The sequence below is a fragment of the Carnobacterium funditum DSM 5970 genome, assembly GCF_000744185.1.
GTDB classification, from domain to species: Bacteria; Bacillota; Bacilli; order Lactobacillales; family Carnobacteriaceae; genus Carnobacterium_A; species Carnobacterium_A funditum.
This window is the reverse complement of sequence record NZ_JQLL01000001.1, coordinates 2,015,673-2,028,076: the sequence shown is the minus strand read 5'-3', so window position 1 is coordinate 2,028,076 and position 12,404 is coordinate 2,015,673. Positions and strand designations below refer to the sequence as shown.

10 protein-coding genes are annotated in these 12,404 nt (G+C 35.4%); 4 read left to right on the top strand and 6 right to left on the bottom strand.

Annotated features, from left to right (window positions below; all coding sequences use genetic code 11):
* Positions 1-25: 25 nt before the first annotated feature.
* The gene (locus BR44_RS09445) at positions 26-1,504 is read right to left on the bottom strand and encodes a carbon starvation CstA family protein (protein ID WP_034552180.1); all 1,479 of its coding nucleotides are present in this window, start codon (positions 1,502-1,504) and stop codon (positions 26-28) included.
* Between the two features lie 244 nt (positions 1,505-1,748).
* Positions 1,749-2,762 (bottom strand): tryptophan--tRNA ligase, encoded by a 1,014-nt coding sequence (gene trpS / locus BR44_RS09440; protein WP_034552178.1) that lies wholly within the window; start codon positions 2,760-2,762, stop codon positions 1,749-1,751.
* Between the two features lie 211 nt (positions 2,763-2,973).
* Between trpS and BR44_RS09435 the strand changes: the two genes are divergently transcribed.
* The 3 genes from BR44_RS09435 to BR44_RS09425 all read left to right on the top strand — a co-directional run bounded on the left by BR44_RS09435 (position 2,974) and on the right by BR44_RS09425 (position 5,976).
* Positions 2,974-3,789, top strand: coding sequence for an aldo/keto reductase (locus BR44_RS09435; RefSeq protein WP_034552175.1), 816 nt, complete (start codon positions 2,974-2,976; stop codon positions 3,787-3,789).
* 170 nt (positions 3,790-3,959) lie between these two features.
* Positions 3,960-4,739 (top strand): ion transporter, encoded by a 780-nt coding sequence (locus BR44_RS09430; RefSeq protein WP_084676133.1) that lies wholly within the window; start codon positions 3,960-3,962, stop codon positions 4,737-4,739.
* A gap of 253 nt (positions 4,740-4,992) precedes the next feature.
* Complete coding sequence (locus tag BR44_RS09425; protein WP_034552173.1) at positions 4,993-5,976, top strand: permease prefix domain 1-containing protein; 984 nt, start codon at positions 4,993-4,995, stop codon at positions 5,974-5,976.
* A 96-nt stretch (positions 5,977-6,072) separates the two neighbouring features.
* Here the strand turns inward: BR44_RS09425 and BR44_RS09420 are convergent, their stop codons facing one another.
* Genes BR44_RS09420 through BR44_RS09410 form a run of 3 tightly spaced genes read right to left on the bottom strand, consistent with a single transcriptional unit; the run spans position 6,073 to position 9,106 of the window.
* Entirely contained in the window at positions 6,073-6,738 is a 666-nt protein-coding gene (locus BR44_RS09420) for a DUF6320 domain-containing protein (protein ID WP_034552170.1), read from the bottom strand.
* A complete protein-coding gene (locus BR44_RS09415) occupies positions 6,735-8,129 on the bottom strand; it encodes an alcohol acetyltransferase (RefSeq protein WP_034552167.1) in 1,395 nt (464 codons plus the stop codon). The genes BR44_RS09420 and BR44_RS09415 overlap by 4 nt, the downstream gene beginning before the upstream one ends.
* Before the next feature lie 53 nt (positions 8,130-8,182).
* Positions 8,183-9,106, bottom strand: a complete 924-nt coding sequence (locus tag BR44_RS09410) for an alpha/beta hydrolase (protein WP_034552164.1) — start codon at positions 9,104-9,106, stop codon at positions 8,183-8,185.
* Positions 9,107-9,320: 214 nt separating this feature from the next.
* Here BR44_RS09410 and BR44_RS09405 point away from each other — a divergent pair, with 214 nt between their 5' ends.
* On the top strand, positions 9,321-10,214 hold the full coding sequence (locus tag BR44_RS09405; RefSeq protein WP_034552161.1) for a fructose bisphosphate aldolase: 894 nt from the start codon (positions 9,321-9,323) through the stop codon (positions 10,212-10,214).
* Positions 10,215-10,514: 300 nt separating this feature from the next.
* On the opposite strand, the gene BR44_RS09400 is transcribed toward BR44_RS09405, so the two are convergent.
* The gene (locus BR44_RS09400) at positions 10,515-12,041 is read right to left on the bottom strand and encodes a gluconokinase (protein WP_034552159.1); all 1,527 of its coding nucleotides are present in this window, start codon (positions 12,039-12,041) and stop codon (positions 10,515-10,517) included.
* Positions 12,042-12,404: the final 363 nt, after the last annotated feature.

Below are 12,404 nucleotides of genomic sequence, written 5' to 3'. Positions count from 1 at the left end.
AAAACCCTATTTCTTTAATAACCTTTTAATTTACGTTCGAAAATGTACCAATTGGCCGCTGATCATTGATAAGCTCTCCATTCGGATCTAGCTCATCTTTTTGTGTTTGTCCTGTCTTCCAAAATACCCCTAAAATAGTCAACGATACTAGAAATGCTAAAATGTAAGTTAATCCTGTTAGTCCCATTCGCAATCCGATTGGTTCACTAATAATATAAACCACGCAAGCATACAACATAAAGACTCCTGGAATCAATGTAACCAGGTAATTTTTATTCTTCAAAAACAAGTAGCGAGTGGCTATAAACAAAGCAATCACTGCTGTCACTTGGTTTGCCCAAGTGAAATATCTCCACAAAATGGTGAAATTCATATTTGTTAAAGCAAAAGAGATGGCAAACAATGGCAAAGTAACCATCAGAATCTTCTTAATCGTATCTTGTTTGATATGCAGATAGTCTGATAAGATAATCCGTAAACTTCTAAAAGCAGATAACCCTGACGAAATTGGTAAGACAATTACCCCTAAAATAGCAATTGTTCCGACTACATTTCCTAATAGTAAAATAGAAACTTGATTCACTACTGCTGATGGTGTGCCAGCACTAATCATTTGACTAAGTGTTTGACCATCAAATAGAGACATCGATGCTGCTGCCCAAATCATTGCGATTACACCTTCCGCAATCATCATGCCATAAAAAGTAAAGCGACCTTCTCTTTCATTTGTACTCGTCCGTGCAACCATTGGAGCTTGTGTCGCGTGGAATCCTGATATTGCTCCACAAGAAATAGTAAAGAATAAAGCAGGGAATATCGGAGTACCTTCTGGATTAAAATTTTGCATGTTGCCTATCGTTAAGTTTGGTATCGTATGTCCACCAAAAAGTAAACTAACTCCGATAGCAATGGTACTAATAATCAAAATGCCACCAAACCATGGGTAAACTTTACCCATCGCTTTATCAATTGGCAAAATAGTAGAAATGATGTAGTAAACAAAAATCAATACCACGATGATGCCCGTAGTTACCCAGCTTGGCGTAATGCTCTCAATCAAGTTAGCTGGCGACGAGACAAAAACAGTCCCAACTAACATCAATAACAGCATCGAAAAGATGTTAACGACATGTTTAACTGGCTTCCCTAAGTATTTACTCGCTAACTCGGGTAATTGCGCTCCATTATTACGAAGTGAAATCATTCCAATCATATAATCATGGACTGCTCCGCCAAAAATACAACCAACAATGATCCAGATATACGCTACCGGTCCATACAAAGCACCCATAATTGGTCCAAAAATCGGTCCTGTTCCAGCAATATTTAATAATTCTATAATAGCATTTTTTGATTTCGACATGGGTACAAAATCATATCCATCCTTTAATACTTCTGCAGGAGTTGCTCGTTCTGTATCAATTGAAAAATTTTTTTCGATGTATTTCCCATACGTAAAATACCCTAAGATTAATAGCACTATCCCACCGATTAACGTCACCATTTTTCTTTTCCTCCTTTAAAAATCAATGTTGAAACCCTTTTCATCTGTTGTATTTAGTTTACTGAAAAAAATCGTTCTTAATTGATTTGACAGGTGACATGCCCCAATCCTCCTTTCAAATGCACTTTATCAGCTGTGAAAGGAGTCGGCAAATAATGATTTTAACATTATGGGCAAAAAAAAAGAGCCTCCCCAACACCTAAAAAACGTGTTGGAAAAACTTTAGCGTACATTTAAAAATAGATTAACCAAAATAATTGATTCCCATCGCTGCTTTTACTTCAGATAACGTTTGAGCAGCTACTTTTTCTGCCGCTTGGCTACCATTCTTTAGCATACGGTAGACTTCTTCTTTGTCTTTTGCAAAGTGTTCTCTATTTTCTCTGATTGGTTGTAAGAAATCTTGTAAAATGTCATTTAAGTACAACTTGATTTTTACATCTCCCAATCCACCTTGTTGGTACTGTTCTTTTAACGATTGAATTTTTTCTTTGTCTGTTCCAAATACATCCAAATACGTAAAGACAACGTTGCCCTCTAATTTACCTGGATCATTCACATGAATGTGTTCTGGATCTGTGTACATACTCATAATTTTTTTCTTGATTTCATCAGAAGAATCCGACAAATAGATGCCATTTTTTAATGATTTGCTCATTTTTCCTTTGCCATCAATTCCGACTAATCGTTCTTGTCCTTTATCAGGAAGAATACCTTCTGGCATGACTAATGTGTCTGTGTTATAAATTCGATTGAAATCTTTCACAATCTCTCTGGTTTGTTCAATCATCGGTTTTTGGTCTTCACCAACTGGAACGTGCGTACCTTTAAAAGCCGTGATATCTGCAGCTTGGCTGACTGGATACATGAAAAAGCCCGCTGGGATACTTTCGCCAAAGTTTTTTTCATTAATTTCTGATTTAACTGTCGGGTTCCGTTTTAATCGTGAAACAGTCACTAAATTTAAATAGTACATCGTCAATTCTGCTAGTTGAGGGATTTGAGATTGTACAAAAATAGTTGATTTAGCTGGATCTAAGCCAACAGCTAAGTAGTCTAAAGCGACTTCAAATAAACTATCTTGTATTTTTTTAGGATCTTTTGCATTATCTGTCAGTGCTTGTTGATCGGCAATCATAATAAAATTTTTGTTCTCTGCATCACTTTGTAACGACACTCTATTTTTCAAAGAGCCTACGTAATGCCCTAAATGAAGTTTTCCAGTTGGTCTGTCACCTGTTAGAATTATTTTACTCATTGATTTATTCCTCACTTTTTATTGATTTCGTTTTACTTAACTCGTTTATCATACCATATTCTCAAGCGTTCTTATCGTTGATTTATAGAAAATTAAAAGTCTTTTCTATTTGAAACCCCTAATATTTCAATCCTATCCTTTTCTTTGGTATAATAAAGTTATGAAAGCGATTCATATCTAAACATACCCACCAATAAGGAGGAAACTTAAAGTGAAAGAAAAAAAATTTGTATTCCATAATGGCGTTAAAATTCCCTATATCGGTTTTGGTACTTGGCAGATCCCAAATAAAGATGCTTATGATGCTGTAACAATGGCCTTGAAAAATGGTTATACTCATATTGATACTGCTTTAGTTTACCGCAACGAAGAGAATGTCGGAAAAGCCATTAAAGATTCTGGCTTATCTCGTGACTCAATCTTTGTAACGAGTAAATTACCTGCACATATTAAAGGCTATGATCAAACGCTGAGAGCCTTTAATAAGACTTTAACAAATTTAGGAATGGACTATCTCGATCTCTATCTTATTCACGCTCCTTGGCCTTGGAATGATATAGGTAAAGATTGCACCAAAGAAAATATTCAAACCTGGAAAGCAATGGAACAATTGTATAATGATGGTAAAATTCGTGCTATTGGAGTCTCCAACTTTTCAAAAGAAGATATCCAAGCTCTAATCGATGCTTGTGACATTGTGCCCATGGCCAATCAAATCCCTTTCTATATCGGACGAGACCAAAAAGACTTATTAGCATTTTGTAAAAAGAATGAAATTGTTGTTGAAGCCTATTCACCATTAGCAACAGGTGATCTTTTAGATAGCCCAGAAGTAATGGAGATGGCTAAAAAATATGATGTAACACCTGCTCAATTGGCGATTCGCTACTGTATAGAAAAGGAGACCTTGCCACTACCAAAATCAACTCATGAAAGTCGGATTATTGAAAATAGCAAACTAGATTACACCATCTCTTCAGATGATGTAAAAAAATTAGATACTATTCAAGATGTTCGCAAAAAATAATCATTGATCACGAACGAATAAAGAAAGAAAAAGTAATTTAAGGAACTTTTTCTTTCTTTATTTTTATTCCATTCTTAAATGTATCCATTACTAAAAACCATTCATCTTAAACTGAAGTCTTAAACTAGTGCCTTCTGTTGAAAAAGAGGTTTTAAAATGAAAAAAAAAGAATTTTTGAAGTCATTCAAATAGGACGAGAAACTGATATCATTAGTCGAACCTTTGACTTTGTCATTGTTTTAGCTATTCTATTAAATTTGGGGTTGGCTCTTTTCTCTACTTTCGATCGTTCTACTAAATATACTGGGTTAATGTATACTATTGAAACAATCTCCATTCTTTTATTCACCTTTGAATATGGATTGAGAGTCTGGACTGCTGATTGCCTTTACCCTGATAGTTCAAAAACCAGAGCTAGATTAAAGTACATCTTTTCTTTCACTGGGTTGATAGACCTGTTATCCTTTTTCCCATTCTACTTGCCTTTCTTTTTCCCAAATGGAACCATTGCTTTTCGAATGTTTCGAATCATTCGAATTTTACGATTATTCCAAATCAACAAATATTATGATTCCTTAAATATCATCACTGAAGTTTTAAAGAGTAAACGCCAGCAATTATTCTCATCTATTTTCATTGTCTTAATTCTAATGACTGCCGCTTCTTTACTTATGTATAATCTTGAACATGCCGCCCAACCAGATATTTTCACAAATGCTTTCTCTGCTTTTTGGTGGGCTTCTTCTTCTTTATTAACTGTCGGATACGGAGATATTTACCCTATTACAATAGGTGGCAAAATTTTTGGAATGATTATTACTTTTTTAGGCGTCGGAATGGTTGCTATTCCTACTGGTATTTTATCCGCGGGATTCGTCGAACAATTAACCGTTATCCAAGATAAAGAGCGTGGCGCCTATTGTCCACATTGTGGAAAAAAGATTGGGTGAATCTATTGCTATTTCCAAAAAATCAAGTTACTTGAATAAAGATATTTTGTCTATCCTAATTTCACAAATCAGATACTATAAAATAAATAGGATTTTAGCATTCACATTCATGCCGGTAGCAAACCACTTCTAATTGATTTCATAAAAAGAAACATTACAATAGTCATTTTCAGTCTGGTTAGATAAACGTTAAACCTTATTCAGAATGAACAACTCCTTGTTCATTTATCCATCAAGGAAAGGAGAATGAGACATGTCTATCATTATAAACTATGTCAATTCTATTTTTGAACGGTTGCCGCAAAGCCCTGAGATGTTCAAACTAAAACAAGAGATGCTATCAAACATGGAAAACAGGTACACCCAATTAATAGCTGAAAATAAAAGCGAACAGCAAGCTGTTGCCAAGGCTATTGCCGAATTTGGCAATACCGATGAACTTCTTGCTATGGCTAGCTTACCTACTGAAGAACGTGAACCCGATGAGAATACTCTTAACTGGTCAAACGATGAAGTCGAAGAATTTAAAGCACACCGCTCAAAATTTGGTTTGGCTATCGCTTTTGGTATTTTCCTTATTTTAATCGCCCCAGCACTTTCTTTACTCATTCAAGAAATGGCTAGATTTTTGCCTTTTATTTCTGCTTTGGAATCCTCTCTACTCATTTTGTTTTCTTTGATTCCGCTTTTAGTTTTAATAGCTGTTGCCATCGGGTTGTTTATTACTTTTGGTATTAAAGAACAACAATTTGGTATTGAAGGGAAAGTCATTTCAATTGATTCTATTACACAATCTAATTTAGCTAAAGAATTGAAAGAATTCAAACCACAATTTGCTAAGGGAATTACCTTTGGTGTTCTCTTTTGTATTGCCGGACTTGTTTCTCTTTTGGTGCCCTTACTTTTATTCAGTTCAGAACAGTTTTGGCCACTCATTTTTTTACTCAGTTTTGTTTCTATTGGTGTTTTCCTATTCGTATTTTTCGGTATTATCCATTCAACTTATGATAAGTTGCTTTCCATCGGCGACTACACTCCAAAAAGAGTAGCTAGTGAGCGATTAACCACTAAAGTAGCTAATATTGTTTTCCCACTTGCTGTAGGAATTTATGTTATTTCTGGATTACTTTTTGACACTTGGTCACCAGGCTGGATGATTTTCCCAATTTTGGGTATCAGCTTTGGATTGTTCGCTGCTATCGTTGAAAATTCTAATCTATTCCATCCAAAAAAATAAAAAAAGCCTTCTATCTTACAGATACTACATTGTAAGAGTATGAAGGCTATTTTTGACTACTAATTAGCGTTAACCATTTAAACACACTAGAAACCGTTAGATTTGCATTCGTTTTTTCCACTCATAGAGGATGACATTTTTATGAGAAACAAACAATACGATAAACATAACCGTACTAATACCCATCGATAGTAAAGATGGGATTGGATTTGTCGTCCAGTTAAAGAAAAGAAATACCGCTGGAAAGAAACCTAAGATAACAACAATTAACAAGTAGAGGATGTAATCTCCTAATTCTGGAAAAATAATTTTAACCGAAATCGTTAAGGCTAAATCAGCAAAAATACAGATAACTGGAATCATATATGTCGTTGACCAGCCGTTCCATTCTAGTAAATAATCTAAATAGATGCTAATAACAGAGACCAGGACTAGTAGATAAAGAATACTTTTAGCAATATTCCTTCTTTTTCGGATCAACGTGTATACCACTGTCCATAAACTCACTATTCCAAAAACAGCTAATTGGAACCCTTGACTTTGATTAAGCCAAATTTCTTCTATTCCTAAAAACAAAAGACCACTGATTATCGTAAAAATCATTAATAGCCTTAAGCCTTTTTCTCTGTTAAAGCGTAACGGAATAGGCGGATAAGGATTATATTCAGCTTTTTTGCCCTGATGTTTAAGCGATTGACCACATAATGGGCATTCTGTCCACTCGCCTTCAACATTCGTTTTACATGCTGGACAACAGCTCATTCTCGTCCCCCTCCAAGCTCAGCGTTTGTTACTTGGTTAACGGCAACGGTTACTGGTATGCCTTCTCCACTCAAGAAACGCGCAAATTCTTTTTGAATCGCTACATCAATAAAAGGCGACGTAAAACTGAGAGTTAATACGTTTTCATAACTAATCATACAAAATTGTGGCCTAACAGCAGATGTCTTAAAGTAAATTTGCTTGATATGATTGCTAATGGGGTATGGGAAAGCAAGCTGCCCTAAATTAGACATCGCAACCGTTACTTTCCGATTATTTTGTCGATTAATCCATTTCAAAATAGCATCTTTGACAGGTCTTGGAGACACTCGCGCTATTGGATGGTACTCAGCTTTAATTAATTTGTTTAATCGTTCTCCTAATTTTTTTGGTTCTAAATGATGGTGCAATTGCTCACTTAAACTAGTGCAAAGATGATTAAAGTCTGCATCTTTCATATACGTATATTCCAATCGAATGGTACTAAAAAAATTACGTGCAGAATTTGACTGGTAAAACTGTCGTAAGTTGACTGGAACGGAAATGGCTATCGTATCGGTTAATTTAAAATTTGGCTCCGATTTTCGAATAGATTCAAAAAAAAGGGCCATTAAATAAACCGTTAAGGAAACATTTTGTTTTTTAGCCAACTGAATCACATCTTTTAGCGGCATACTCAACTCTACTACACGTGGACGATTATCGGGTGTTCTCTTCTTTCTTATCTGATAAACGTGTTTTTTATTGGATTCTATTTTTGCAGATGAGCCTAACCAAGAAGATGTTTTCTTACCATATTCTACAACCACTTTCCCGGCTCGCTTGCTTGTTTCAATCACTGAAAAATAGGCTGACCGAGCGGCATCACTAAAGGTATTTTGGCCTTGCTCTCGGAAATGCTGATTAAAACTATCTTCCAAATGCTGTTCTAATTGAATAGTCGTTTTATCCCACTTATTTTCAGCAATCCCATGAACTCGTAAAAAAACATACTCTTTAATAAGATCTTCAAAGAACCACGTCGCTCCTATTCCATCTGATAACACATGAAAAACTTCTAAGTGAATGCGATTTTCTTGATAGATTACTCTAAATAACAGTTCTTTTTGATCAAAGTGATACAGTTGAGTACAGGGTGGCAACACTTCTGTAACAACTTTAGGTTTGATTTCGCTCATCACTAAATAATACCAAAAGACACCGCGCCTTAAGACACTGTGATAAAGCAAGTATTGCTCATATGTTTTATCCAAGGCTTTTTGTAACAATTTAGAGTCAACGAGATCAGTCATTTCTGCTGTCAAACGAAAAACTTTTGTATCTCTGTCCGTCATCGTAGCTAAAAAGATATTAGAAGCATTATCCAGTCGTACCCAAGTTTTTCGTTTCATCTTATTCCTCCTATTCTGCCTTATTTCTCTTTTATTTCTCTTTTATTTCTCTGCTATTTATCTAAAAAATCATTTATTTCGTGATAGGCTTCTATGACTAACTTTGAAACTTTAGGATACGTAATAAATCCATGAACGCTCTCTTTGACTCGATGAATTCGGACATTGTTCCCAGCCTCTTTTAGTGCCTCTCCATATGCTTCACCTTCATCACGTAATGGGTCGTTTTCTGATGTTAAAATAAGGGTACTGGGTTGATTGGCAAGATTTGGTGCCATTAAAGGAGCAATATAAGGACTTTTTCGTTTCTCTTTGTCAGGTTGGTACAATTTCATATATTCGCTTACTTTTTTTGCAGTTAGTCCGTATTCCGTCCCTTTTGTTCGAATAGATTCATACGGTGAATCCTCTGTGTGATCCCAGAATGTAACAGGATAAAGCAAAATTTGTTGCTGTGGATAATCTTTTCGGTTGTCTCGTAACAACAAAGAAACGGCTGCTGCCAAATTCCCACCAGCTGAATCACCAATTAAGATTAGTTGTGAAGCGTCTGTTAATCCTATTAATGATAAATTATCTAGCATCACATCTGCCACACGGTAGCAGTCTTCTAGTCCGGCTGGATAAGGGTACTCAGGTGCCAAACGATAATCTACTGAATAGACCGTTCTTCCTGTCAAATCAGCCATATTCATACAGGGCTTGGTATACGTATTGATATCTCCAATTACCCAACCACCTCCGTGAAAAAATAATAACACCTCGTTATCCTTTTTTTCTACTGGTTGAAAAATGCGTACAGGTATATCATGACTTTTATCTGCTGAATAGATTTTCCGATCTAAAATTCGGTAGTTTGTTCGAATCGGTTTCCCTGAAAAAAAGTGTTGCATTTTACGAATCCAAAGGTAATCCTCTTCTATATTTATTTTTGGCGAAGACAATAGTTTTAAAACTATTTTAACGAGTAGTTTCATATTTTTCACCTCTTATCGATTTTTTACTGATTAAACTTAACAAGGGTTATGCCTGTCTTCTTTGTTAAGTATCATTATACAGTCTTTTAACCAACTAGACTAGTACTGAAGCTAAAGCACATCACTTCTACTTTTTGGTCTTTTGGTGTTACACTATTTATATGATTATTATATAAATAAAAGGAATACAATCTATTATGAAGGAGTGGGAAGAATGAACAAAGATCAACTAGAAAAAGTCAAAAACAATAAAGGATTCATCGCGGCACTTGATCAAAGTGGTGGAAGTACTCCTAAAGCACTAGCTATATACGGTGTTCTTGAAGATGCTTATTCTAATGAAGATGATATGTTTAGTCTGGTTCATGAGATGCGAACTCGTATCATTACTGCACCAGCTTTTAATTCTGATTCTATTCTAGGAGCTATTCTTTTTGAACAAACAATGGATCGTAAAATTGATGGTCTCTACACAGCTGATTATTTAGCTAATAAAAAAGGAATTGTTCCATTCTTAAAAGTTGATAACGGCATGGAAGAATTAACAGAGGGTGTTCAACTGATGAAACCTATCACTGATTTAGGGCCTCTGCTTAAAAGAGCCATTGAACGTCATATCTTTGGTACAAAAATGCGTTCTGTTATTAAAGAAGCTAACCCAGCAGGTATTAAAAAATTAGTTAAACAACAATTTGACGTTGGCAAACAAATTATCGCCGCTGGTTTAGTTCCAATTATTGAACCAGAAGTAGATATCCACAGCAAAGATAAAGAGGCATCAGAAAAAATTCTTTACGAAGAATTGAAAAAACAATTGGATCTATTATCTGAAAACGAAAATGTGATGTTAAAAATTAGCCTTCCAACAGTTGCTAACACCTATGAAAAATTAAGTGAACACCCTAGAGTTGTCCGTGTCGTAGCTTTATCTGGAGGGTATGCAAGGGATGAAGCCAATAAAAAATTAAAAGGAAATAACCATCTTATTGCTAGTTTCTCTAGAGCATTAAGTGAAAACTTGAATGTAACTCAATCCAATGAAGAATTTAATAAAACCATTAAAGATTCTATCGACTCTATTTATGATGCTTCGATTCATAAAAACTAATGAATAAACTAAAAGAAGTCAGCCCACTATGTGAGTTGACTTCTTTTTTTATTTAATCCATTGAAGATTAGACTACGTTATTTGCCCACTATTGAAACCATGAAAGCAGGATTCATATTGCTTTCAACTCAGCCCCTGTATCACGAAGAAAAGATTATCATATGTTTAACAACGCTATTCCCATTGCACATCCAAAGCATATTGGGAAATCAACAAGCAACTAGCTTCACAATAGACTTTTAATACGTTTCTAGACCAACTATGAATGATTCAGGTAGGAACTTTTTTTAATGGTCATTCTTACTCATTTGATTCATTTAAGATTTTACGAACTTTACTCATTTCATTAGCTGCTTTTTGAAAGACGAGTATACTATTTTGATAATTTTTTGTCACCTGCTCGTTAGGTTTGATCCAGTCTTTTGATTCATCTCTATCTTCTAACAATAGACTGTTGCTTTTTTCAATTCCTTTTCCAATTAAGACTGCACCTAAACAAGAACTTTCAAAGCTAACCGGTTGTTGAATGGGTCTGTCAAAAATATCTGCAAGCATTTGTTTCCACAAGGGAGAATTTAAAAAGCCTCCTGTTACTTTAATCGTTTTAGATGGTCCACCGACTTCTTGAATAAGCTGCCAAACCTCATAAAGATTAAACAACACACCTTCCATTGCTGCTCGTACCATGTGTCCGGTAGTATGTCGAGAAGCTAACCCAATGTAACTTCCAGTAGCTTCCGATTCCCATATTGGAGCACGTTCCCCATTTAAGTAAGGTAAAAAAATCAAGCCATCTGCGCCAGGTTTCACTTGTCCAGCTAATTGATTAAGATACTCTAATCTTATCCCAATTTCAGCATCTGTATTCGGACTGTCATCAGATGAGAAAATCGCAGCCAACCAACTCATCACGTTACCCCCGTTGTTTACTGCCCCACCAATAACCCATCGATTTTTTGATAAATAATAACAAAAAGTTCTACCTTGTGCATCCAATACAATCTCATTGGTTACCATTCGAATAGCCCCACTTGTACCGATGGTAATGGTCGTTTCTCCAGGATCCATTGCTCCAACACCAAGATTGGATAAGCAACCATCACTGGCACCAATGACTAAATCTGTTTCTAAAGCAATAGACATTTCGTCAGCATACTCTTCTTTAATTGCATGCCATCTATAGTCAACGTCTACCGGTTCAGATAGAGTGAACTCTTCTATTCCAATCAACTTTAAGATGTCTTTATCCCAAAGCAATTCATGGATATTAAACAATCCCGTAGCTGAAGCAATTGAATAATCGATTTTGTACTCGCCAGTCAACTGATAGAGAATATATTCTTTTATGCCAATAATTTTTTTGGCTTTCTTAAAAATTGCAGGGTATTGCTCTCTTAACCAAATGATTTTACTCAATGGTGTCATGGAGTGAATCGGCGTTCCAGTTTTCTGATACACTAATTTCCAATCTGTTGTCGCTTTTAGTTGAGCTACCAATTCAGTTGAGCGATTATCTGCCCAGATGATACAATTTGTCAACAAGTCATTTTGTTCATCTACAATAATCACGCTATGCATGGCACTAGAGAAAGAGATAAAATCGATTTGGTCTTTGATTTTATTGTTTTCCATTAATGTACGAATAGTTGTCATAACTGCTTGGAAAATTGCCTTTGGATCTTGCTCAGCCATCCCTACTTCTGTTTGAATGGTATCGTATCCTACGTATGCACTATCGCTTATTTGCAAATCATCTTGGTATAAAACGGCTTTTGTACTCGTAGTGCCAATATCCACACCAATTGTATACCTTTTTTGCTCTTTCATTTTCTAGTCCTCCTTACTTTGAATTGCATGTCTTCCGAATTCATTACGCAATGATAAGTCTATTTTTTTCACCAAACGATTCTACAACAATTGAAGCCTACCGTAGCCTTAACGCTTAAGTCATTACCGGAACGAAAATGCGTATTTTTAAAGCTTCTTCAATAGTCGCTTGTCTTTAGCAGAAGAAGCCATCATCTATTGAATAGTCTATCATTTGTTATCTTTCCCGAAAATTGTTTGTGTTAATTCTATTAACTAGCTTCGGACAGCCGAATCCTTATTCCATACTTTTGCTCCATTCGCTAAGGCAAACTCCTATTCAGAATTATCATATATTAAATCCTTCTGCTCTGGATTGCATCT